Below are 20,367 nucleotides of genomic sequence, written 5' to 3'. Positions count from 1 at the left end.
GCCCCCGGGCTCTCTACGTTCCGCGCATGACAAACACCCCTTCGCCCACCCGTGGCCGCCCGTCCAAGCTGACGCCCGAGCTGGTCGACTCCCTTGTCCAGGCCGTTGAGGCGAACCTGAGCCGGGCCCAGGCTGCTGCGTCCGCCGGGATCTCCGCCGGAACCTTCGCCCGCTGGCTCACAACCGGCCGAAAGGTGCTCGATGCCGGCTGCGGCACCACCGAGTTCGAGGTCCGGTGCGCCACACTGCGACTCCGCGTCGGCGTCGCGGACGAGGCGCGGAAGGGGAGCGGCGAGCCAGCCACCGCGCCGGACAAGATCCCCTCGGGCGTCATCAAGGCGGGGCCGCTCCCGGCCGGTGCCGTCACCACGGCGACCGTCGGGCAGGAGGGTGTCAGAGGCGCCCCGACGCCCCGGCCCGTCGCGCCGGCCATCGTCGTCGGCAAGCCCCGCCGCCGCTCCCTGTTCGCCCGCATCGCGGGCCGGTTCACCGGAGAGCGCGCGGACCGCGTCTGACCTGCTGGTTCACCACCTCGTGCGCTGTGGCGCACGAGGGTTTCCTCATGCGCCACAGCGCACGAGGCGAAATCCACATGCGCTCCAGCGCATCTGGGCACGTGCGCTGCACCGCATGAGGCCTGATGCGCTGGAGCGCATGTAAACAAGAAGTACCCAACACAGACGTAAGAAGAAGACGAACTCTGCCCGTGACGGCCCCTGGTGGGCCGGTTGCGGGCAGAGTCGTGACCAGCACGAACCTCGGCCAGCAAGCGGCCTCACCCCGGGACGCAAGCACGATCAGCCGGCACCTTTCTCCGCCATAGCCGCTCCACACCGGGCGGTCGCATCCGCGCGGCCAGTCCGGGACGGACGAACGGAGAAACACCATGAAGCCCGCAGTCGAGAAGGCGCTCCTCGAATGGAAGGACGCCTTCGACCAGACCCACGAACGCGCGGTCAACGTGCTCGGCCTCGCCCTGCCCGGTCTGGCCCCGTCCAAGACCCCCTCCTACTGCTGCCCCGTCACCCTCACCATCGACTCCCCGAACGTCCTCGGCGACGGCAAGGTGTGTGTGGACAACGACCACCGGGCCACCATCGAACTCGACGACGTCCCCAACGCCGTGATCGCCGAAGGGGTCGACGAGCTGTTCGGCATCGGCTGGTTCGACGGCGCCGACGAACCTCTGGAGGATGCCGGGCCCGGCAGTTACGCCTACGACGACGACTCGACGGGTGCCGAATACGAAGTCGTCCTCGGCACGAAGGGCGTCGGCCGTGTCTACGTCGCCTACGTCCCCGTCGGCTACGCCGTGGAACTCCTCGACGCCCTCGCCACCGCCCGGGAGCGACAGGAGGACGAACAGGAAACCGCGGCGCCCGCGCCGGGACGCTAAGCCCCGCCGACGTGCATGGTCCCGTCCTCGCTCCCGCCGCTCCCCCGCGGCCGTCACCCCGGCGTCCCGGCCGCGGGAGCAGGACGGAGAGCCTGCCGTGGCACCTCGCCGCCGCCGAACCGGCCCCCCAGACGTCGTCCGCCAGCTCGTGCACGATCGCGACGCCGGACGCTGCGTCCGCTGCAACAGCACCAACGGCCTGACCATCCACCACCGTGTCAACCGGGGCATGGGCTCCTCCCGCGAGGAGTGGATCAACCAGCCGCACAACTTGCTGCTCGCCTGCACGACGTGCAACTCCTGGTTCGAGGACCACCCTCGCGAGTCCTACAGCCACGGCTGGAAGGTGCGGCGCCCGCTGCTCCCTGGCGAGATGCCCGTCACGTATCCGGGGGGTGTCGAATACGTGCTGCGCCCGGACGGCTCCCGCTCCCGCCTGCACAGCGCGGCCGACTACCAAGCCTTCCTGGAGCACCCGCCCTCTTGAGGTGGTGTACAGTTTCCGCCGAAGGATGAACGGCTAGGGGAGGCCCCTGCCACCAGCGCCCGCGGGCGCGCCCCGGGAAACGGGACACTGCCATGAGCAGCGCCATCAACTACGACAAGCTCCGCACCGACGCAGCCACCGAGGTTGACCGGGAACTCGCAGGGATCAACGACCCATTCCAGCGCCGCACCCACGCCGAAGAACTCCGCGATCAGGCGTACATGGAACTCGCGTCGATCAAGAGCGAGCGTGACCAGCTCATCGCCGCCTCCGCGCTGTACGAGCCCAGCCCCAACCTGCACAAACGCTTCGGCATCGGCTACAACCAGATGAAGCGCATCGCAGGCGCCGCCCTCGGCCTGCTCAAGGACCCCTACACCCCGGCCCCGTGGCCCAGGGACCGGGCCCAGGCCGCTCAGGACGCAGGCCTCCCCCACCCGGACAACCTCCTCGACCAGGCCGCTACCCTCGCGGCCCGCTACGAGGAAGCCGAGGCACGCCGCGACGCCGCCCTCACCCACCTAGAGGCCGCCCACGAAGCGGTCCGCACCGCCGGCGGCCGTGTCCGCGTCGCCGCGGTGGAGAGACCCGACTTCGACGAGATCCGCCGAACGGCGTCCGAGGAGATCCGCGCGGAGTTCGCCACCCTCGCGGCTGGCCCCGAGGAGCGGCTGCGACTGGCCGCCGAAGCCGTGGACCAGGCCGAGGAGGAGAAGGCCGCGCTGCTCCCCGAGCGCGATGAGGCGCTGAACAGCCTCGCCTTCTACACCACCGCTCGCGCCGTCTACGCCTCCGCCGGCATCTCCCGCCAGGGCCTGGTGCGAGTGCAGCAGCGAGCGCTCGGGCTCGCCCGGGACGCCAACCTTCCGCCGCGGCCCCAGCAGCCAGCCGCGGCCCGCGACGCGGGTGTCCCGTTCCTGAAGGGCGCCGCTGAGGAGCTGCCGCAGATCGCCGCGGCGTACGAGGCGGCAGAGGCCCGGCACTCCGCGGCCGTCGAGATCCGCGACGCTGCGATCCTGGTCCTCAACGCCACGCCGTACGAGTGGGGATACACGCGGATCGCCGAGTTCATCGACCGCGACGTGTCGGTCGTGCACCGCGTCGTGAACCCCCGCTGAAGAATCTTCCGGAAGACCTGTAACGCCTGGAGGCGCCACTCCGTCTATGGCGGTGAGGGACTTCAGTCACCCCTCACGAGGTAGGTCACCACCCCACACGGGGCGGCCCCCATCCCCCCCGGGGGCCGCCCCACCTCCAACCGCCGGCCCCCGTCCCTGATCGTGCGTCGCTCCCACCGAACTCCCCCCGGTGGCCGCAGCGGAGGCACGAGACCGGACGGGGGCCGCAGGCCTTCCAGCAGCCGCTACTGCATCTCAGCTCGCCATGCCTCCCAGCTTCTGCGGGCGATCTTCATCCCGTCCGTGGGCTCTGGCACCGGAACGTCTCGCCGAAACGCGAACAAGCACATGACCAGGTACTCGATCACGTCCTCCATCGACTCCAAAGGCCCGTGGAGGGGATCGATCGCCGCGGTGCTCGATCGCCACCACCGGAAACTCTCGAACGCCTCGGTGAACAGGTCGCGGACGTCATCCCGAGGAATCTCCAGCGCTGCCAACTGCGCATCCATCAACCGTCTACGCCACTCGGCGTTAAAGCCCGCGTACTCAGGAGCGTGCGGTCTCTCGGGGTCCGTGGCGGGCCGCTCCTGCCACTCCCGCAGATGATCGATGAGAGCCACCAGGCGTGGCGCCAGCAGATCCGTGATGCGGCCCCGCTCCGCCGCAGCCGCCTTCTCCAAGTCCAGATGCGTCTGGCGATACTGCGCGTCCAACTGCGTGCTCAACGTCATCCGGGTCCCGTACATCGAAACCCCACCGCCGATGAGAGCACCGACCAGACCCGAGACCGGGGATATCCAATCCATGGCCACATGATCGAGCCCCGACCCACGCCCCGGGACGGTAACGCCCAAACCCGTGCACCGTGCCTCCATGGCTGCCCCGAACACCCACACGCCCGTCGTGGCCGCCGCCCACGCCTCCAAGGAGCAGCGCCAGGGTGTGCGCTCCAACGACGCCGCCAGCATCGCCGACATGCTGCTCCGCGCACCCGTCCCGGCCCGCCGAGCAGCGATCAAGACGCTCGACCCCTCGGACCTGGCGCACGTACTCACCGAGGTCGAGCGCGAGACCGGCACCATGTACGGCCTGTGGCACGACACGCCCTCCGGGTTCATCGAGGACGTGTTGGGGGAGTCGATCTGGAGCAAGCAGCGCGAGATCGTGGACGCGGTCCCCTTCTACAAGCGGATCGCGGTCCCCGCGGGTTTCGGCGTCGGGAAGACCTGGATCGCTGGAAGATTGGTCGCGTGGGCCGGGGCTGTGAACCCCGCCGGGACGATGGTCATCGTCACCACCGCGACCCGGTTTCGGCAGGTCAGGAACCAGTTGTGGCCCCACATCAGGAAGACGGTCGCCCGCGCTGGCCTGCCCGGATGGTGTGACACCACCCAGTGGAAGATGCCCGACAACTACGGCAACGACGTGGTGGTCGCGTATGGATTCACCGCGCCCGAGGGCGACGAAGCGGCCATGCAGGGCATCCACGGCACGCCGAAGCTCTTGATCGTCGTGGACGAGGCCGGTGGTATCGCGCGGGGCATCGGCAACGGCACGAACAACTTGTTGACGGGCGACGCGAGGCTGCTCGCGATCGGCAACCCGCCGGCGGACGACCCGCGCTCCTGGTTCGAGGGCCTGTGCGACGAAGGGGACAGCCCCGAGGAGCCGACCACCGTCACCGTGCCGATCGCGACGTTCGACTCCCCGGCCATCACGAAGGAACGCGTCCCCTACTGCAACGACTGCCCTGCGGGCGTACCGAAGCACTCCCTCGCGCTCCACCTGCCGGACATGGACTGGGTGGACCGCACGATCCGGGAGTACGGGGAGGACCACCCGTACGTCGAAGCGAAGGTGTTCGCGCGCTTCCCGAAGGGCGGCGGCGGCAAGGTCATCCCCGTCACCTGGGTCGAGGACGCCCAGAAGAACGACGACCCGAACGGGCCCGGCTGGGTGCGCCTGTGCGACCTCGGTCTGGAAGGCGAGAAGGCCACCCACACAGTCAAGCGCGGCTCCTGGGTCCGCCTCGGCGTGGACGTTGCGGCTGATGGCGGCGACGAATTCACGATCTACCGGATCGTCGGCGACGCCATCGAGCATCGCCACCACTCCAGCGGCGCCGCCAACGACAACCAGGTCAAGGTCGCCAAGAAGATCCTGGAGGAGATCCACGCCGCCGAGCGTCTGGCGCAGGCCCTCGGCTCCACCGCGAAGGTGCACGTCAAGGTGGACAAGAACGGCCTCGGCCACGGCGCCGTCGGGATGCTCGAAGTCTGGGGCCAGAACGGCAAGCACGACTCGGAGATCATCGGCGTGATGGTCTCCGAGGCCCCCGACCGCGACGACCCGGGCGCCGTCATGAGGCCCTGGCGCAAAAGGGATGAGATGTGGCTCGCTACGCGAGCGCTGCTCCAGCCCGACCCCGCCACCGGCTCCGGACGCCTGCGCCTGCGCGTCGACCGCGAGGCCGGCATCCAGCTCACCACCCCGAACCTCGGCAACAACGCCGGCGGGCACTCCGTCGTGGAGAGCAAGAAGCAGATGAAGGCCCGCGGGATGAAGTCTCCGGACCGCGCGGAGGGCATCCTCCTGGCCGTCTACGAGCCCGGTATCCGCCGCCGCGGACTGATCGCCTGATCATCTGAAAAAGCGGAGGATTTCCCTCCGGAAATTCGTCTCCCGGGGGTAGGCTGTAACCAGCCACCTGTGCGGATCGTGTTGCCAAGGGCCCACCGGGCATCCGAGCCAACGAGGCGCAGCACCCAGTCTGCGAGTACGACGGCTCCACCTCGGTACGGGTTACAGCAGCGGTTGGCGGCGGTGGCAGAGGTGAAGACGACGAGGGGTAGGGCGCGCCGGTTCCCGGCGCTGGCCGCCGATCGGGCTCAGTGAGTCGACAGATGCCCTCCGAGACAAGCCTCGAACTTTGTCTCGACCGCGAGCAACACTTAACGATGCTGCGCGGCCGTACGCCGGGGGCTGTCGCAGCGGACGGACCCCCGATGAACGTCTTTTCGGCCGTCGTGCTCCTAGCTGCTCTGATGGTGATCGCCTGGCTGGCCTACCTCTTCTTCTGCTCCCAGCTGGCACGCAAGCACGCCAACTGGAGTGATGGAGCCGCCAAGATCGCAAGGGCCTTCTGGCGGAACGTTGGACGCGGCATACGCAGCGTGAACTTCGTTCCCCGGAAGAAACGGGCCAAGCCGAAGCGGAGCAAGCCAGCCAAGCCGAAGCGGATCACGCCGACGGAGGAAGGGGGAGCCGGAGAAGCCTCCGGATAGCTCTGGCCGCCAGTTCGAAGTGACCGGCCTGCGGGAGGATCTTTCCCCCTTCCGCAGGCACCACCCAAGCGTCTGGCGATATCGCTTCGCCAGGCGCTTCCGACTGCCCGATCCCCAACGCCTTTGTTTGTACTCTCCGGGGCTTCGTCGCCGCGGATAACAGGGCTGTGTCGAGCGGCACTGTCAGACCCTCGGCGTAGATTCAAGTGCATGACCGAGGCCTCCAAGCGCGTGCCCCTTTCAACGCCCGCGGCATCCGCAGCAGCGCAACTCGGCTGCTACTCCAAGCAGGTCGGCCCGTGCGTGCGGGCCTGCGGCGGGCTCACCGCCCGCTACGGCACGAACGCCCGCCCGGTCTGCCCGGCGTGCCGGTACGAGGAAGCCGCGGCCGGCGCCGCGCAGCAGCGGCGATGATGGAGGCGTGGACTACAGCCTCGTGACCGCCGCCGCCCAGGCCGCCGGCCCCTGCCCGCCCGGAGAAGAAGCCCCCTGGGCCCGCCGGGTGCAGGGCCTGGCCGTGGACCTGCACCTGATCGCTGCCCAGGCCGCCCAGGAGGTGGCGCGCTTGGAGAGCGCGGCGAAGTTCGTCGCCTTCCTGGAGAAGGTCGAGATCGAGGAGTCCAGCCGCCGCGGTCTGCTGACGCTGCGCACAGCCGACGGCGCCGAGGAGATCCGCACCGAGCAGCAGGAGACCGACCGGGGCCGACAGATGATCGAGCGGGCCCGGTCGCTGACCGGCCGCTGGGTGCTGGTGTACCGGTACAACGAGTCCGTCGGCCGCCAGAAGACCGTGCGGATGGTCGCCCACCTCATGGACGTGGGCGAAGGTGTCATCGCGGTGAACATCGCCAAGGGCGTCCTCCTGGACGCCGCCGGCGGAAACGCCGAGAAGGCGAAGGCCGCGTGGGAGGCCGCGGGACTGCGCGACGCCGGCACCGTGACCACGGACGAGCTGGAGAAGGCGCGCGCCGCTCTGCGCTGACCCGGACACGAAGAAGGCCCCCCGACCGGAGGGCCTTCTTCTCTGGCACAGGGCGTGCACACAGATTTTGGTAACAGCAAACTTAGCGCCTAAACACCCGCCGGGCCTACCCCTCCCTGCGGGCCGGTTCAGGGTCCGGGACGGACCGTACCGGACCAAGTTGGACCGGATTGGTCCGACACGAACCATGGCTCACGCCGCACCCGGACGACGGGCCCTTCGTGCGGCTGACGGGTGCTAGTTTGCTGTTACCAAAAACATCCAGGCCTCTCTCTGCGTACGCTGACCGACGTGACCCAGCCCAGGACCGCCCTCGCCGCCATCGACGCCTTCCTGGAACACCTGCGCTCCCGCCAGTTCGCGTACGAGACCCGGCGCGTGCGCGGCACCTTCCTCACCGAGTACCTGGAGCACGCCCAGAACGCCGAGGGCGCAAGGGTCACGCTGAGCGCCGATGAGCTGATGGAACTTCCCCGCGCCCACGCCTGGCTCGAAGACGCCGCAGCCGGGCGCACACGGCGCCGCAACACCCTCTCCGGCCCCAACGCCCGCTCCGCCGCCGCCTCCGACCGGGTCCGGATCATCACCTACAACGTCTTCGCCGAGTACCTGGGCGCCCCCTGGCGCCTGGAAGTCCCCCCGAACACCACCGGCGAACACCTCGACCCCGACGAGGCCGACCAGGTCGTCCGCCGCCTCGCCGTCGAACGCCGCGGCGTCACCGCCCCCGTTGCCGTGCGCACCGCCGCCCTCGCCGCACTCGTCGCCGACACCAGCCACACCGTCGCCCAGCTCGCACAGCTCCACACCGACGATGTCCAGCTCCAGCACAACCCCCCGCGCATCCTCCTCGACGAGGGCCCCCACCCACTGTCCGCCGACACCGCCCGCGTGCTGAGCCGATGGATGCGCCAGCGCGCCGGCATCATCGCCTCCTCCCTCCAGGGCACCGACCCCGGGCACCTGTGGATTCCCACTCAGCCCGGCCGCCCCCGTGACGGCGAGAACACTCCCCCACCCGGCCTGCGCCCCGCCGCGGTGCGCACCCTGCACTCCGCGCACCGCCGCCTGGTCCTCAACCTGCTCGGCCGCCCCGTACGCCCCAGCGCCCTGCGCACCGATCCGGTCCCGTAGAGCAGCAACTGGGGGCGCCGGCAAGAACCCTGTCACCAGCCACAAATGGCGGTGATCGGCCCTATCCGTGCGGGACTCAGAGGACGCCGCCCTTTGCACGGAGCCGCCGGGTCTCCGCGAGGGCGATGCTCAGCGCAGAGCCGAGTTGGTCGGCCTCTTCGCCGGTGAGGTCGGCCTGCTTCTCGGCGCGGCGGAGCCGGTCCTCCAGGAGCGCGCCGCGCAGGGCCGCGGAGGCACCCGCAGGCATCCCGGCACTGAACGCAACGAGCGTGCCGTAGAAGCCGTGCATCAGGTCGTCCGTACTCTGCTGGCCGTCCGGGTCGCCCGGGACGGACACGGTTGTGTGGGCGAGGATTTCGGCTGCGGCAAGGAGGCGTCCGGCCGCGATGGCGGGGCGCTCGATGGCGCCGCCTCCGTCAGGGTCGATGTGGAGCGCCCGTAGCGCGTTGCCAATCATCTGGGCCGCGCCGGGCCGCGCCGGGGCCTCGTCGGTCGCGTCGAAAGTGTCGTCCTGGTGCGTCATGGCGGCAGCGTAGTGGCCCCGTCCGGGCCGGTAGGCAGGTTCTCGGGCCAACTGGCCACCCTCGACCATAATTGGCAAAAGAGGTGCTGCGATCGGCCCTCACCTGCAACAGTTGCCGAATGGCGAAGCTCCCCGACGACCCGGACCTGATGGCACGCACGGTCGTCGACATCGCGTCCGCGTCCTTCACGAACGCGCGCGCCCTTCTCGCCAGCGCCCAGGCCGTCCTCAACGGGCACCAGTGGCCGACGTCGTTTGCCATCGGCGCCCTGGCCCTCGAAGAGATCGGCAAAGCGGCTCTGTGCATGACGCTGCTCATCATGTCCCCCACCGAACGCGAAGAGTTCCGCCCCGACTTTGAGAAGGCGTTCACCAACCACCAGGCGAAGGCGATGTTCGCGCACCTGGTCCTGGCAATGACCGCCGAAGAGGTACCGGCCAGCCTCGAAGAGCTTGCAGAGGCCGTGATCACGTCCGCCCGCCGGACCAACGCCGTGAAGTTCCGCGGTCTCTACGTCGACTACACCAACACCGGCGCCCTGCTCAAGCCCGACACCATCGACGAGGCCGCGGCCAGGTGGATGGTAGCCACCGTCACCACCGCGCTCGCCGAAGCAGAACCCGCCGAGGCCGCCGTCGCCGAGCCGGACCGCTACCTGGACTACATCCGTCAGTGGCAGAGCGAGGTGGACGTCGCCGCGTTCGAAGCGTACTTGGAGACGGACCCGCAAGAGTGCTTCGCACACATACGGGCACTCGTCCGTGACGACGTGCTCCCGCCGGCCAAGTTCCGGGGGTTCCTCGGTGCCACTCTCGCTGAGGGGATCGCCGCGACCGGCGCCGTGCCGGCAGCCGTGACGCAGACCAGCGACGAGTAGGCTCAACCCACCTTCCGCCGTGCCTTACACCTCGGTCCAGGCTCAACGACGCAAGTGGCCCGGTACCGACGGGGGATGCGGTACCGGGCCTGCGGTCACTCTACGGCGCGATCACTGCTCTTCTGGAGAGAGTCGGGCCTGAAGAGACGCAGCCGCCGTGTCGAGCGCCGCGTGCAGCTCGGGCAGCAGGGAAAGGGCGGCGGTAACGTGCTCGGACGACGCCTTCTCGTCCGCCTGGACGGCAGCGAACGCCTCCAGGGCGGTCATCGGGATGAGCCTGCGCATCCACAAGGCGCTCGCTCGGCCACTGGCGTACCGATCGGTCAGCAACTCGATCGGCGACAGAGGCGGCGCGTCCTCGCCCCGCAGCAGCGGTGACAGCCCCTTCTCCGTGGCCTCGCGACAGATCGAGTCACCGTCGCCGAACGCCGAGGAGTGACGCTCGGAGGCTTTCACCAGGCGCGCGGCCATGGCGCGTTCACGGTCGTCGCTCGGGTCGGGGTTCTTCAACGTGTCCAGGAGCCAGCGGGCGTCGTACACGCTGACGCCCGCGTGGAACGCGTCCTCCCCAGGCTCGCCCTCGCGCAGGAACCGGATCGCGGCGACCGCGTACGCCGTGTCGCTGTACTCGCGCCGGTAGCCGACTTCGTCCAGGGCCTCCTTGTCGAGCTTCGCCGCCGCCCGCCGGACCTGCGTCTCGGTAGGGCCGTCCCGCCAGAAGAACGTCCACCGCTTCGGCCGCGCGTACTCGTCCAGCTCGGCTTCGATCTGCCCGTTGTGCGGCAGTCCGTACTGCTCGGTGAGCTTCCAGGCGACCTTGCGCAGCCGCTCCGCCCGGCGCGGGACCGCTGCCATCAGGCGTCGTCTCCGAACAGGTCCTGCTTGAAGCGGCGGTTGCGCTCCTCGTCGGCGCGGATCTGCGCGACGGCCTGCTCGTTCTCCAACTTGGCGATGGGGAACAGCGTCGGTCCGAGCCGCCCGCCGCTGCGCTGCGCGAACGCGGTGATGAGCTGCACGGTCCGGTGCGTGTCCACGATCGGCTCGCGGTACACCGAGCCCTTTTCGCCGTCCTCGTACGTCACTGGCTCGCTGATCTTGTAGTCGAAGGTGTCGAGCGCCGACTTCAGGGAGCCGATCTTCTCGTGCACGCTGCGCCAGTTCCCGTCCTCGGCGTACCCGACCAGCGCGGAGATCCGGTCGAGGACGTAAGCGAAGTCCTCGGCAAGCACGGCCTCCCGGTCCGTGGCGCCCAGGAGTTCGGAGAGACGGGGCTGATCGGTCATCGCGGGCCCTTCACTGCTGCTGTCCGGTGGAACGGCCAGTCTTCCACGCACGATCCGGACCGAGTACACAATCCGGTCTTCTCCTCCGTAGGCTGGTGCACCGCCGTCCTGAGAGGGCCCTCCCGATGCTCGACACCGTGCCGCCGCACCTGCTGACGCCGCTGACCCCGGAGGCCGTGCGGTGGCATCTGCCCGCGGCCGAGTACGGCGACCCCGACGCGATCGAGGTGACGTGCCGCGTCACCGCGGCGAGCGTCGAAGCGGCTTGGAACACCGTGAAGGCGCGCGCCGCCGAGAACCGGCACACGGACCCGGCACTCCACCGCCTCATGCTGAACATCCACGTGGAAGGCCTGGACGCGACCCCCGCCGGCTGCTTCCTCGCCCTGTACGTCAGCAGCCGCGGCATCCACGACCTGCTCCACGCGCGCACCGGCGCCCGCTTCGCCGAGGAGCTGTCCAAGGAGTCCCAGATCAAGGTGTCCGTCGCCGACTGCGACAGCCGACTGCGGTGGACGCGCGGCATCCGTTGCCACTGGGCCGAGCCGAAGCCCACCGTCGTCGAACCGGACTGGGACGCCATTCACGCCCGTCAGGACGCGATCATCGACGGCCGCACGGTCAAGGACGGTCCCCAGGCGGCGAGCGAACGGCTGCTCCTCGCCCTGGAGCGGCGCGCGGGCATCCTCTACACCACGGCGACGTGGGCGCAGCACCCCGATGGCCTCTTCACCGCGTGGTTCTCCCCCAGCAATGCCCGGCGCCTGGTCGAGCTGGGCATCCCTGCCGCGCCGCAACTCCCCGAGCACGGGCCGATGGTGGGGTTCACCCTCACCGATCAGGAGTGCCACGACCTCACCGCGACCGTCATCGCCGCCGGCCGCGCCCCCCAGTCCTGAAACGGCCGCGGGGCCGACGGAAGACTTCTCCGTCGGCCCCGCCGCTCGTGGGGGATCAGGCAGTCGGGTACGAGCCCGTCACCGTGATGATCTCCGCCTCGGTCGCGCCCTCGGCGTCACCGTAGAGGTGGCCGACGTTCTGCACTGCGGCGCCGTTCGAGGTGCCGGTGACCCGGATGCGGTCGATCTTCGTGCCGTCCGATCCGGCGTAGATCTGCGCCTCGCCGGTCCAGACGCCGTTGTCCGCGTCTCGGCCGTCGAGGCTGGCCGAGAAGACGTAGCGGCAGCCGGCCGCGGCCGGGACGGGCAGGGTCAGGCCGAAGCCGCCGGCGTCGGCCGCCGCGGTCTCCTTCTTCGCGACGATCTGCGCGGTGAAGACACAGATGCCGTTGGCGGAGACGTACCGACCGGTGCCGGAGGTCCCGTCGACACCGGCGACGTTGGTGAGCTTCGGGGTCCAGTTGGTCATGCGCGTGCACTTCTTTCCCTCGGGGAACGCCCGCCGGGAGTGGCGAGCCGGGGAAGAGTGCGGGGCCAGCAGTGCTTGCGTCCCGGGCTCCCGGTCAGCCGCGCGGCAACTCGCGCCGGGAGGCGCGCCGCCGGGGCCGGTCGGTGCGTTCGACGGTCACCTCCTGGTCCACGTTGCCGCGCGCGGCCGGGGCCTCCAGGAGCAGCACCTCCATGAAGACCCGGAGCCCGCCGTCCCTGTGGTTGGGGCTCTCCGAGACGTTGCCGACGACGACCTCGGGGGACGCCTCCAGCGCCCGCTGCACCGCGGCGGCCGTGCGCCGGGCCTTGCCCGGGTCGGAGTCCATGATGCGAAGCGACGACATCAGGCGCTCACCTCCGGCAGGCCGACGCCGTAGCCGTCGACCGTCCACGCGGCCCGCTCCCACACCGGTTCGGTGCCGTCCGCGATCCGGTGCAGCAGGCCGGCCATCGACAGCCCGTCGGCCGCCGGGTCGAGGGAGCGCGACCACGGCATGGGCAGGTCGCCGCTCCACTCCCAGGGGGCGCACGCGGTCGTTGACGAGTGGCGGTCCGTCCAGCCGAACCACCCGGCCCAGATCCGGGTGACGGAGTCGTTGGCCGCCGAGGAGGGCGCGGCCCACGGGTGCAGCGGGTCCCGGCCTGAGGTGACCGGCCCGGAGTTCGGCAGGCGCAGCAGGGCGTGCGGGTAGCGGCTGGACGGACCCATGAAGTCGGGCTCCTCGACCACCCGGCGGCCCGCCAGGAGCGCATCGAGCCGGTCGAGGACCGCGGCGCGCTCGGGGCTGCCGTCCTCCCCCGCCGAGGCGGCGTACAGGACCTGGCTGTCGTACACAGAGACCACGGCGACGCTCTGCGCCTCCGGGAGAGAGTCGGGCTCGACGTCCACGACCAGGAGCACAGCGGCCGGGTCGGCGACCAGCTCGCGTGCAAGGGCCTGCGCCTGCTCGTGCTGGCCCCACATCGTCATCGCGTACCGGCACGGGTCGCAGAACCTGCCCTTGCCGAGCGGGTCCTCCTCGATGACGCCGCACCGCCGGCACTGGTACTGCAACTCGCGCGCCCGGTCGAGAACGGCGCGCTGCGCGGGCGAGGTGCGGCGCTTCGGCACGGCGGCGCTCTCCTCGTACAACGGGGCGTAGCTGTTGCCGTGGTAGAGCACCTGACCTACCGGGTCGGCGCCGGGCTTGAGCGGCGGGTCCATCCGGCCGAGCTGGGTCCTGGTGTGCAGGCCGTCCGGGACCTGGTCCCAGCGGGTGTATCGGATGAGGTTGGGGAGCGGCGGGACGGAACTAGGCAAGGGGGACGCCTCCTCTGGTGCATTCCTGAAACCATTTTTAGCCTCACGAGAGACGCTATTCAAGTCGTATCAAAGAATGCACACGAGCGGGTTAGTGAAGCGAATTAGAGACCCCTATATCTGTGCGCGCGCTGCGCCGTTCTTTGTATCAAGGTTGATAGAATTGCCCCGAAGGGCCCTCACCCGGCCGAGGGCTTGGGGTCTTCCGGAGGTGCGGAGGGAGGCCTCTCGTCCGGCGGCCACGGACCGTACCGTTCCAGCGCCTGGCGAACGATCCGCGGGGCGGAGAACACCTTCTCCACCAGCTCGGTCCGCTGCTCCTGCTCCTCCATCGTGTAGTCGAGGGAGTTGTACAGCAGGCCCAGCTCCTCCAGCTCCGCCAACGGCCCTTCACTCACCCTGATTGCTGCCGTCCGCAACGCTCTGACCAGCGAAGGAGGGAGATCGTAGGCGCGGGTGATCAGGTAGCCCGGGTAGTTCTTGCCGATCCCCCGCCCGGACAGCGTCGCCGCCTCTACCTCAGCAGGGGTCAGTGGCTCCCACGGGCCGGCCAAGTCGTCCTCGGCCAGCCGCTGCCGCACTGCACGCTCCACGTACTCGTCCAGCGTGGGCCACAGCTCCGGCCGCCGACGGCGCGCCTCCAGGCGGGCCGTCGCGCGGGTGATCTTCCCTTTGCTGTTGTGGGCCAATTCAGACGCCCAGTCCGCCATTGCTCGACGCTGTTTCTTGCGAATTGCCGTAAAGCGGGACGCGTGCTGAACGTCAATAGCGAATGAATAGGTTTTGCGCTCGGCTTTGCGCTCCTCGGGCTTTTCAATCTCTTCTTTCAAGGTTGATACACCTTCTTTCAAGGTTGATAGGAAGAGCGGCGCAGGCGCGCCCTGCGCTGCCTAACGACCCTGCGCTGCCTAACGACCGAGCTACAGCAACGGGTGCGCCGTGATCCACTTATCGAGGGCCTGCCCCTGCATCCAGATCAACGGCCGGGCGGCGAGCCACCCTTCGGTGTCGTCCTCCCCGCTCGGCGTACCCGCGTACGTCTCCAGCTTGTCGACGATCACGTACGCGTCCGTGTAGAAACCCTTCGGCGCCGCGGCATCCCGGTTCATCGCCTTGCGGATCTTCCGTACGTCGTCCACGAAGTCCTGGACGCGGACCGCGCAGCCGTCGGGGTTGCCCTCGACGTCCGCTCCCCCGAGACACCCGATGTCGTGGGTCTCCCACCAGGCCATCGTCTCGTCCCACTGCGCCTTCACCGGCTTCGCGGCCTTCTTCGCCGGGCTCGCGCTCGCGGCCGGCTGCGTGGTCTCCGCGTCGGCCTGTCCGCCGCACCCGGTCACGCTGACCGCCGCCGCGCCCACGAGCAGCGCGGACGCCACGCCTGTTCCCCACCCCTTGGTCATGGCGAGATCATGCCACGACGTCAACGGCGCTGAGCAGGAACTGCCCTCTCCTCTGGCAGACTTCCGGCATGACCGACTCGACGGAACGCAGCGCCGCATCCGGGGAGTTGTGTACCTGCGGACGCCAGGCCATCGTCGTCTACAGCAGTGCCGAGTTCGGCGATGCCGGGCACTGCGGCATCGACGGCGCCCAGGGCCGCCCTGTGCTCCCGTGCCCCTGGTGCGGGAGCACGGAGGCGCACACGACATCGTGGGGAGACCCCGGCAAGTGCTCGGACTACCAACTGCGCCCACCAGGCTTCTAGGCCACCGGCCGCGGGGACGTCTGCACCCGTGGCCGGCGGTATGGCCGTCTCTACGCGCAGAGCACGGATAGCGTCACGGGCTTCGGCTCAGCCGCCGACCTTGACCGGCTCGGCCTCCTCCTCCGCCGTCGACAGCTCCGCGACCGGCCGCCGCGGCACCGTCCGGAACGCCATCGCCCGGCCCTGCTTCCCCGCCTCCTCGACCCACCCCTTCTTCCTCCACTGGCTCATCGGCCCGTTCACGGACGTACGCGCAGCGAACTGCGGCAGGTCGAGCGCCACCAGGTCGTCGACCGTGATGCCCTTCGGGCCCGCCTTCTCGATCGCCTGCCACAGGGCGAGGTGCCGCTCGTCGCTGATCTCCGAACCGTCCGGGAAGGTCGGCACGGCACGCAGCACCGGGCGGGGCGCCGGGCGACCGCCCCCAGGACCGCCAGAGGGCGGCCTCGGAGGCGTCGGGTCGTCCTCGGGGTCCGGCGAGTGCTCCGGGTGCTCTCTGGCCTCGCTCTCCACCGCCGGGGCGTAGCGGTGGTTCGTCGCCGCGACGTCCTCTTCGGTCATCCAGAACGCGCGGGCCTCGACCGGGACCTGGTGCTCGCGGTCCCAGCGCAGGAACTTGCCGGGCGCGTCCAACTCGTCGAGGCACCAGCCGTCGCCGTACGCCCCCGGGCCGAAGATTAGGTTCGAGGTGGTGGACTCCTTCGCGCCGAGCCCGATGCGGAGCTGGTACTGCTGGCGGCCGTCGGTGGACCCGCCGAACACGCGGTTCGACGGCGACTGAGTGGCGCACACCAGGGTGATGCCCACGAACCGAGCGACCTGGAGCAGCGACTCGATCAGCTTGGCGGCCTGCGGCACGCGGCGGACCAGCTCGGCCAGCTCGTCGATGAAGACGAACCACGCCGGGCCGTGCTTGCCGGGTATCCACTTCTTCTCGCCCAGCGAGGCGAGCAGCGCACCGCGGCGCTCGACCTCGGACCACACCCCCTTGAGTACCTGCATGGCCCGGCTCGGGGTGTCCGCGAGGGCGAGGGCACTGTCCCGCCACGGCCCGAACTCCACGGCGCCGGGCTTCATGTCGATGAGCAGCGCTTCGGCGTCCTCGCAGGCGACCGCGTAGGCGATGAGCACGCTCTGGACGCCCGACTTGCCGTTGTCCGTCGACCCGCCGATGAGGACGTGGTTGTAGAGGAGCGGGGCCAGCACGGGCTGTCCGAACGCGTCCATGCCGAGGACCGCGGGGTCCAGGCACGTCTTGGTCGACGGGCCGGGCCACGGGATGGGCGCGGCGAGCGGGTCGGACTCGTACAGCGAGACGATCAGTTCGTTGTCCTTCTCCCCCTTCGCCAGGCGCAGCTTCCCGCCGAGCCCGAGGTTCGTCGCGAGCTGGTCCTTGCGCGCGATGACCTTCTGCGGGGAGGTGTTCCGGCCGGCGGGAAGAACGACGACCGCCCGCCACCCGAACGGGGTGTAGTCCAGGGACGTCACGTCGACCGCGGGCACGGACAGCAGGGCGACCAGGGCCCGCAGGAGCGCGGTCTCCTCCGCCGTCGAGCCCGTGAGGCCGGGCGCGAGGACGTTGTCGCCCAGGCCTTCGGCGAGGACGCCCGCCTTGGCGGCCTTCACCTGGAGCGCGAGCCGGTCCTGACGCGACTTCACCAGCCAGCGCACGTACGGCACGTACGCGCCGCCGGTCACCAGCGCGCTCGCGAGGAGGGACGGCACCGACGGGCCGAGGCCGGCGCCGATCCACGCGTCGGCCATCACGACGGCGCCGCTGGCTCCGGCAGTCGCGATGCCCTTGTGCTTGTACTTCAGCCCCCCGGCAGTGAGCGCGCCCGCGGCGACCGTGGCCGCCCCGTAGACGATGTGCTCAGGGATGCTGACGCCGTCGAGGTGATGAAGCCACGACAGGCCGGTCACGGTCGCCGACGCGGCCCCAGGGGCGACCTCGTAGCGGCGGCGCGAGCACCAGCGGCAGGCCGAGCCGAACGCGCTCGCGGCTCCCAGCGCGGCGCGCGCCAATTTCGAGTCGTGCGGAGGCACAGCAGTCTCCCGGGAAGTGACGTGACGTGGATGACGGCGAAAACCCCAGGTCGAGGGGTCGTCACGTCACGTCGAGACGGAGATGCCGATGCCGGAAGAGATCACGGAGGCGCGAGGCATAGCTATGCCCTTCTGGTCGAATTCGGAGCGTTCGCCAGGGCGCTTGCTCGTGCGCCGCGGCGGGTCCGGGCCGATACCCGGGATGTAGTTGTGGCTGAAGCCTACCCGGCTTGATCGGTAGAACCACAGAGTTGATCGTCGGTGAACTCGGTCTCCCGCTCGCCGTCCCACACGGTCAACCGGATAGGCGGGCACGTACGGCACGGGGCGACCGGCTCACTGATCGAGAGGCCCGCGCACCACATGCACACGGCGTCGTGGCTGTGAAGCATGGCCTTGAGCCAGCGAACGACGGTCCTTCGAAGCTCAAGGGGGAAGTCCTCCCACGTGGCCCCGACGATGGCCTTCTGCGCCGTGAACTCGCGGTCGCCGACCACGACACGGGCGCGGACCAGCGGGCCGAACTCGAACGTCACGGGCGCAGCTCCAGGAGGAGCGTGGTGGCCTTCTCCCAGCAGTCAGGGCACGGGTGGCCGGCGGACCCACATATGACGTCAGCGAGCCGCGGAAGGAGGGCGGTGTTCAGGTCCGGCCGGGTGGCCATGCGGACCGCGGCGTCGGCCTTCCGCAGGCAGGAGGTGCAGGCCTTCGTCTTGCCCTCGCGGCGCCCGCAGATCGTCAGGGACGCCTCGCGCAGGACAGCGGCGCGCGTATCGGTGGCTGTGCTCATCGTCTCCCCAGAGCACAGCCCCCTGCATGAACAACGGGTCGGCGGGCGCCGACGCAGGGGGCCGTGCACGGGATAGACGGAGTGGCCCGCAGGAGCGTTACACCGCGGCGTAGGGGTCGGGAAGCGGCACGGCCGGCACCCAGCCGTCCGGGCCCTCGTACTCCATGCTTGACGTCGCGTGGGCCTTGACCGGGTAGCTCTCCTCGTCCCGACGCAGGACGAGGTACTGCCCGTCGGTGTCGATGATGGTTCCCGGGCGGCCGTCGTGGCGGATGCGTAGACCAAGGTCTACGCGCACGCCGATCCGCTGCTCCAGCCGGTAGTAGGACCGGATGTGCTCCAGGTCGGACCGCTGCCGGTCGGCCGCCGCGAACAATGACTGGCATGCCCGACGCCGGCAGCGCGCCAGCTTCCCGACCTGGCACGCCTCGAAGTACAAGTCCTCGTTCAGCATGATCCTGCCCGGGTCGCAGGCTGCCCCGAGGCCGCCCAACGACCCGCCCCCACGGGTGGTCAGCCCCGTGGAGAACACCGCAACGTGCGCCTGCTTGTCCGTACGAGTGTTGGGGCTCCGGAGAAACGACGCGTCCCGGTAGAGGGCGGCCAGCTCCCCACCCCACAGTGCCGGGGAACCGTGCGGCACGGCGGACTTCGCGCCGTTGTCTACGGGCGCCGGGCGTCGCTGCATCGGCGACAACGTGCTCATTCGCCCTCTCCCCATCCGGCCTGGATCACGTTGTCCATGTGGCCTTTCACGATCGGCTGCATGACGGCCTCCTTCTGGTCGTCCGACATGCGGTGCCACCCCGGGGGTACCTCCTCCGGGGCCAGCTCGTACGTCTCCGTGCTGCCCGCGATGGAGGCCATGCCGACGTAGATCCGGATACGCGGGGGCGGCCCGTCGGTGGCATCGTCCGCGGGCAGTTCCTCGCCGGGTTCCTCACCCCACGCGGCGTCCACCAGATCTGGGTCCGGCTGGATCAGGGCCGCAGCCTCAGTGAACCCAGCCTCGCGCAGGCGCGATGCGATCTCCGTATCCCGCAGCGCCAGAAGTGCGTCCGCGTACGTGGGTACCAACTGCGTGCGGAGCCCCGACTCCTCGAACACCCCTGCTGCGCGCTGCCAGGCGGTCTTCTCGTCAAGCACCTGCGTTCTCCTCCCCCTGGTCGATGATGACCAGCGACATCATGATGTGTGCACCGCTCTGGCGCTCCCCTGCACGGGGGTCAACTCCTGTGACCACCGCGGCGTTATCGTCCTCGAACACCCCGGCGTCCTGGAGGCCGTCCACGGCGGCCTTCGCCGTCAGGGACCAGTTCGACGGGTCGAAGACCCGGGTGCCGGCCTTCGGGTGCACGACATACACGACGCGCGCCCGCTCCAGCCGCGGGACGCCTTCCTTCCGGGCCAGCACGGCGGCGACCTCTCGTATCTTCGCGGCCACCCGGCGCTCCTTCCCCCAGTGCCACCGCCTCACCTCGTTGGCGTTGATGAGGTCCATCGCGGGCAGCTTCAGCACCCAGTGGGCGGTGCCGCCGACCTCCTTCGCCTGGTCCCACACCACGTACGTGGACGGGGCGCTGGCCGGAGCCTTGCGGGGTGCGCTCTTCCTCGGCTGGCTGGGGAGCTGCACCGGCTTCCGTGCAGCGTCCAAGCGCGCTCGGAGGCTCGGGTAGCGCCTGGCCTCTACCTCGCTCATTCGGACCACGTCACGCCTCCGGGCTGTCGTTGGGGCGCTCATCCTCACCGGCCCGCGCGGCTTCGGTCTCCGCGTGGACCTTCGCCTGGACGTCCTGCATGTGCAGGTCGAAGCCCTCGGCGGGGCCGTTGTAGTCGTAGTGCTTGGGGTCCATCCAGTCCCCCGCCTTGCAGCCGGCGGCGAACCGCTTGGAGTCGGCGCCGAACAGCGTCTTCCCCGTGGCGACCGGTTCGAGGATCAATTGGTGCTCGCGACGCGGCTCGTCCATCAGCGGGTCGTCGGTGTAGTGCGGCAGGTTGTCCGTCATGCGTCTGGTTCCTTCGGAGCGTTGTCAGCCCGCCGCTGCTC

At 69.9% G+C, this 20,367-nt stretch carries 28 protein-coding genes; 12 read left to right on the top strand and 16 right to left on the bottom strand.

Annotation, left to right across the window (positions count from 1 at the left end; genetic code table 11):
* Window positions 1-26 precede the first annotated feature (26 nt).
* From ACQP17_RS34515 to ACQP17_RS34500, 4 genes are all read left to right on the top strand, one after another.
* Complete coding sequence (locus tag ACQP17_RS34515; RefSeq protein ID WP_433860213.1) at window positions 27-515, top strand: hypothetical protein; 489 nt, start codon at window positions 27-29, stop codon at window positions 513-515.
* A 371-nt stretch (window positions 516-886) separates the two neighbouring features.
* The gene (locus ACQP17_RS34510; protein ID WP_433860212.1) at window positions 887-1,396 is read left to right on the top strand and encodes a hypothetical protein; all 510 of its coding nucleotides are present in this window, start codon (window positions 887-889) and stop codon (window positions 1,394-1,396) included.
* A 148-nt stretch (window positions 1,397-1,544) separates the two neighbouring features.
* Complete coding sequence (locus tag ACQP17_RS34505; protein WP_433860211.1) at window positions 1,545-1,883, top strand: hypothetical protein; 339 nt, start codon at window positions 1,545-1,547, stop codon at window positions 1,881-1,883.
* Window positions 1,884-1,975: 92 nt separating this feature from the next.
* Window positions 1,976-3,001, top strand: a complete 1,026-nt coding sequence (locus tag ACQP17_RS34500) for a hypothetical protein (protein WP_433860210.1) — start codon at window positions 1,976-1,978, stop codon at window positions 2,999-3,001.
* Window positions 3,002-3,246: 245 nt separating this feature from the next.
* On the opposite strand, the gene ACQP17_RS34495 is transcribed toward ACQP17_RS34500, so the two are convergent.
* Window positions 3,247-3,810, bottom strand: a complete 564-nt coding sequence (locus ACQP17_RS34495; protein WP_433860209.1) for a hypothetical protein — start codon at window positions 3,808-3,810, stop codon at window positions 3,247-3,249.
* A gap of 67 nt (window positions 3,811-3,877) precedes the next feature.
* Here ACQP17_RS34495 and ACQP17_RS34490 point away from each other — a divergent pair, with 67 nt between their 5' ends.
* From ACQP17_RS34490 to ACQP17_RS34470, 5 genes are all read left to right on the top strand, one after another.
* On the top strand, window positions 3,878-5,644 hold the full coding sequence (locus ACQP17_RS34490; RefSeq protein WP_433860208.1) for a hypothetical protein: 1,767 nt from the start codon (window positions 3,878-3,880) through the stop codon (window positions 5,642-5,644).
* A gap of 263 nt (window positions 5,645-5,907) precedes the next feature.
* The gene (locus ACQP17_RS34485; protein ID WP_433860207.1) at window positions 5,908-6,288 is read left to right on the top strand and encodes a hypothetical protein; all 381 of its coding nucleotides are present in this window, start codon (window positions 5,908-5,910) and stop codon (window positions 6,286-6,288) included.
* A 210-nt stretch (window positions 6,289-6,498) separates the two neighbouring features.
* On the top strand, window positions 6,499-6,702 hold the full coding sequence (locus ACQP17_RS34480; protein ID WP_433860206.1) for a hypothetical protein: 204 nt from the start codon (window positions 6,499-6,501) through the stop codon (window positions 6,700-6,702).
* 7 nt (window positions 6,703-6,709) lie between these two features.
* Window positions 6,710-7,270: a hypothetical protein gene (locus ACQP17_RS34475; protein WP_433860205.1), complete on the top strand. Its 561-nt coding sequence runs from the start codon at window positions 6,710-6,712 to the stop codon at window positions 7,268-7,270.
* Between the two features lie 291 nt (window positions 7,271-7,561).
* Window positions 7,562-8,404 (top strand): hypothetical protein, encoded by an 843-nt coding sequence (locus tag ACQP17_RS34470; RefSeq protein WP_433860204.1) that lies wholly within the window; start codon window positions 7,562-7,564, stop codon window positions 8,402-8,404.
* 76 nt (window positions 8,405-8,480) lie between these two features.
* Here the strand turns inward: ACQP17_RS34470 and ACQP17_RS34465 are convergent, their stop codons facing one another.
* Entirely contained in the window at window positions 8,481-8,927 is a 447-nt protein-coding gene (locus ACQP17_RS34465; RefSeq protein WP_433860203.1) for a hypothetical protein, read from the bottom strand.
* 119 nt (window positions 8,928-9,046) lie between these two features.
* Here ACQP17_RS34465 and ACQP17_RS34460 point away from each other — a divergent pair, with 119 nt between their 5' ends.
* Complete coding sequence (locus ACQP17_RS34460) at window positions 9,047-9,805, top strand: AbiV family abortive infection protein (RefSeq protein ID WP_433860202.1); 759 nt, start codon at window positions 9,047-9,049, stop codon at window positions 9,803-9,805.
* A gap of 111 nt (window positions 9,806-9,916) precedes the next feature.
* On the opposite strand, the gene ACQP17_RS34455 is transcribed toward ACQP17_RS34460, so the two are convergent.
* Together ACQP17_RS34455 and ACQP17_RS34450 are read right to left on the bottom strand one after the other, a co-directional pair.
* Window positions 9,917-10,660, bottom strand: coding sequence for a hypothetical protein (locus tag ACQP17_RS34455; RefSeq protein ID WP_433860201.1), 744 nt, complete (start codon window positions 10,658-10,660; stop codon window positions 9,917-9,919).
* Complete coding sequence (locus ACQP17_RS34450) at window positions 10,660-11,088, bottom strand: hypothetical protein (RefSeq protein ID WP_433860200.1); 429 nt, start codon at window positions 11,086-11,088, stop codon at window positions 10,660-10,662. Before ACQP17_RS34450 ends, ACQP17_RS34455 begins: the two co-directional genes overlap by 1 nt.
* A 125-nt stretch (window positions 11,089-11,213) precedes the next feature.
* On the opposite strand from ACQP17_RS34450, the gene ACQP17_RS34445 reads away from it, so the two are divergent.
* Complete coding sequence (locus ACQP17_RS34445; RefSeq protein WP_433860199.1) at window positions 11,214-11,987, top strand: hypothetical protein; 774 nt, start codon at window positions 11,214-11,216, stop codon at window positions 11,985-11,987.
* 55 nt (window positions 11,988-12,042) lie between these two features.
* On the opposite strand, the gene ACQP17_RS34440 is transcribed toward ACQP17_RS34445, so the two are convergent.
* The 5 genes from ACQP17_RS34440 to ACQP17_RS34420 all read right to left on the bottom strand — a co-directional run bounded on the left by ACQP17_RS34440 (window position 12,043) and on the right by ACQP17_RS34420 (window position 15,179).
* The gene (locus tag ACQP17_RS34440; RefSeq protein ID WP_433860198.1) at window positions 12,043-12,456 is read right to left on the bottom strand and encodes a hypothetical protein; all 414 of its coding nucleotides are present in this window, start codon (window positions 12,454-12,456) and stop codon (window positions 12,043-12,045) included.
* Window positions 12,457-12,550: 94 nt separating this feature from the next.
* A complete protein-coding gene (locus ACQP17_RS34435) occupies window positions 12,551-12,820 on the bottom strand; it encodes a hypothetical protein (protein ID WP_433860197.1) in 270 nt (89 codons plus the stop codon).
* Window positions 12,820-13,776 carry a hypothetical protein gene (locus ACQP17_RS34430; RefSeq protein ID WP_433860196.1) on the bottom strand — a complete coding sequence of 319 codons (957 nt, stop codon included), beginning with the start codon at window positions 13,774-13,776 and terminating at the stop codon, window positions 12,820-12,822. Before ACQP17_RS34430 ends, ACQP17_RS34435 begins: the two co-directional genes overlap by 1 nt.
* Before the next feature lie 179 nt (window positions 13,777-13,955).
* A complete protein-coding gene (locus ACQP17_RS34425; protein WP_433860195.1) occupies window positions 13,956-14,606 on the bottom strand; it encodes a hypothetical protein in 651 nt (216 codons plus the stop codon).
* Between the two features lie 90 nt (window positions 14,607-14,696).
* Entirely contained in the window at window positions 14,697-15,179 is a 483-nt protein-coding gene (locus ACQP17_RS34420) for a hypothetical protein (RefSeq protein ID WP_433860194.1), read from the bottom strand.
* A 68-nt stretch (window positions 15,180-15,247) separates the two neighbouring features.
* On the opposite strand from ACQP17_RS34420, the gene ACQP17_RS34415 reads away from it, so the two are divergent.
* Window positions 15,248-15,484: a hypothetical protein gene (locus ACQP17_RS34415; protein WP_433860193.1), complete on the top strand. Its 237-nt coding sequence runs from the start codon at window positions 15,248-15,250 to the stop codon at window positions 15,482-15,484.
* A gap of 87 nt (window positions 15,485-15,571) precedes the next feature.
* Here ACQP17_RS34415 and ACQP17_RS34410 read toward each other — a convergent pair whose 3' ends face one another.
* From ACQP17_RS34410 to ACQP17_RS34380, 7 genes are all read right to left on the bottom strand, one after another.
* Complete coding sequence (locus tag ACQP17_RS34410) at window positions 15,572-17,530, bottom strand: FtsK/SpoIIIE domain-containing protein (RefSeq protein ID WP_433860192.1); 1,959 nt, start codon at window positions 17,528-17,530, stop codon at window positions 15,572-15,574.
* Window positions 17,531-17,751: 221 nt separating this feature from the next.
* The gene (locus ACQP17_RS34405) at window positions 17,752-18,066 is read right to left on the bottom strand and encodes a hypothetical protein (RefSeq protein WP_433860191.1); all 315 of its coding nucleotides are present in this window, start codon (window positions 18,064-18,066) and stop codon (window positions 17,752-17,754) included.
* Window positions 18,063-18,320, bottom strand: a complete 258-nt coding sequence (locus ACQP17_RS34400; protein ID WP_433860190.1) for a hypothetical protein — start codon at window positions 18,318-18,320, stop codon at window positions 18,063-18,065. The genes ACQP17_RS34405 and ACQP17_RS34400 overlap by 4 nt, the downstream gene beginning before the upstream one ends.
* A 97-nt stretch (window positions 18,321-18,417) precedes the next feature.
* The gene (locus tag ACQP17_RS34395) at window positions 18,418-19,026 is read right to left on the bottom strand and encodes a hypothetical protein (protein WP_433860189.1); all 609 of its coding nucleotides are present in this window, start codon (window positions 19,024-19,026) and stop codon (window positions 18,418-18,420) included.
* Complete coding sequence (locus ACQP17_RS34390; protein ID WP_433860188.1) at window positions 19,023-19,466, bottom strand: hypothetical protein; 444 nt, start codon at window positions 19,464-19,466, stop codon at window positions 19,023-19,025. Before ACQP17_RS34390 ends, ACQP17_RS34395 begins: the two co-directional genes overlap by 4 nt.
* The gene (locus ACQP17_RS34385; RefSeq protein WP_433860187.1) at window positions 19,459-19,974 is read right to left on the bottom strand and encodes a hypothetical protein; all 516 of its coding nucleotides are present in this window, start codon (window positions 19,972-19,974) and stop codon (window positions 19,459-19,461) included. The genes ACQP17_RS34390 and ACQP17_RS34385 overlap by 8 nt, the downstream gene beginning before the upstream one ends.
* A gap of 55 nt (window positions 19,975-20,029) precedes the next feature.
* A complete protein-coding gene (locus ACQP17_RS34380; RefSeq protein ID WP_433860186.1) occupies window positions 20,030-20,326 on the bottom strand; it encodes a hypothetical protein in 297 nt (98 codons plus the stop codon).
* Between the last annotated feature and the right edge of the window lie 41 nt (window positions 20,327-20,367).

The organism is Streptomyces kronopolitis (genome assembly GCF_050953795.1).
Lineage (GTDB): Bacteria > Actinomycetota > Actinomycetes > Streptomycetales > Streptomycetaceae > Streptomyces > Streptomyces kronopolitis_A.
This window is presented reverse-complemented; position numbering and strand designations above follow the sequence as displayed.

Coding starts and splice junctions, on each gene's coding strand:
- ACQP17_RS34515 (WP_433860213.1), top strand. CDS start 27: ATGACAAACACCCCTTCGCCCACCCGTGGCCGCCCGTCCAAGCTGACG.
- ACQP17_RS34510 (WP_433860212.1), top strand. CDS start 887: ATGAAGCCCGCAGTCGAGAAGGCGCTCCTCGAATGGAAGGACGCCTTC.
- ACQP17_RS34500 (WP_433860210.1), top strand. CDS start 1,976: ATGAGCAGCGCCATCAACTACGACAAGCTCCGCACCGACGCAGCCACC.
- ACQP17_RS34495 (WP_433860209.1), bottom strand. CDS start 3,810: ATGGATTGGATATCCCCGGTCTCGGGTCTGGTCGGTGCTCTCATCGGC.
- ACQP17_RS34490 (WP_433860208.1), top strand. CDS start 3,878: ATGGCTGCCCCGAACACCCACACGCCCGTCGTGGCCGCCGCCCACGCC.
- ACQP17_RS34485 (WP_433860207.1), top strand. CDS start 5,908: ATGCCCTCCGAGACAAGCCTCGAACTTTGTCTCGACCGCGAGCAACAC.
- ACQP17_RS34480 (WP_433860206.1), top strand. CDS start 6,499: ATGACCGAGGCCTCCAAGCGCGTGCCCCTTTCAACGCCCGCGGCATCC.
- ACQP17_RS34465 (WP_433860203.1), bottom strand. CDS start 8,927: ATGACGCACCAGGACGACACTTTCGACGCGACCGACGAGGCCCCGGCG.
- ACQP17_RS34460 (WP_433860202.1), top strand. CDS start 9,047: ATGGCGAAGCTCCCCGACGACCCGGACCTGATGGCACGCACGGTCGTC.
- ACQP17_RS34455 (WP_433860201.1), bottom strand. CDS start 10,660: ATGGCAGCGGTCCCGCGCCGGGCGGAGCGGCTGCGCAAGGTCGCCTGG.
- ACQP17_RS34450 (WP_433860200.1), bottom strand. CDS start 11,088: ATGACCGATCAGCCCCGTCTCTCCGAACTCCTGGGCGCCACGGACCGG.
- ACQP17_RS34445 (WP_433860199.1), top strand. CDS start 11,214: ATGCTCGACACCGTGCCGCCGCACCTGCTGACGCCGCTGACCCCGGAG.
- ACQP17_RS34440 (WP_433860198.1), bottom strand. CDS start 12,456: ATGACCAACTGGACCCCGAAGCTCACCAACGTCGCCGGTGTCGACGGG.
- ACQP17_RS34435 (WP_433860197.1), bottom strand. CDS start 12,820: ATGTCGTCGCTTCGCATCATGGACTCCGACCCGGGCAAGGCCCGGCGC.
- ACQP17_RS34420 (WP_433860194.1), bottom strand. CDS start 15,179: ATGACCAAGGGGTGGGGAACAGGCGTGGCGTCCGCGCTGCTCGTGGGC.
- ACQP17_RS34415 (WP_433860193.1), top strand. CDS start 15,248: ATGACCGACTCGACGGAACGCAGCGCCGCATCCGGGGAGTTGTGTACC.
- ACQP17_RS34400 (WP_433860190.1), bottom strand. CDS start 18,320: ATGAGCACAGCCACCGATACGCGCGCCGCTGTCCTGCGCGAGGCGTCC.
- ACQP17_RS34395 (WP_433860189.1), bottom strand. CDS start 19,026: ATGAGCACGTTGTCGCCGATGCAGCGACGCCCGGCGCCCGTAGACAAC.
- ACQP17_RS34380 (WP_433860186.1), bottom strand. CDS start 20,326: ATGACGGACAACCTGCCGCACTACACCGACGACCCGCTGATGGACGAG.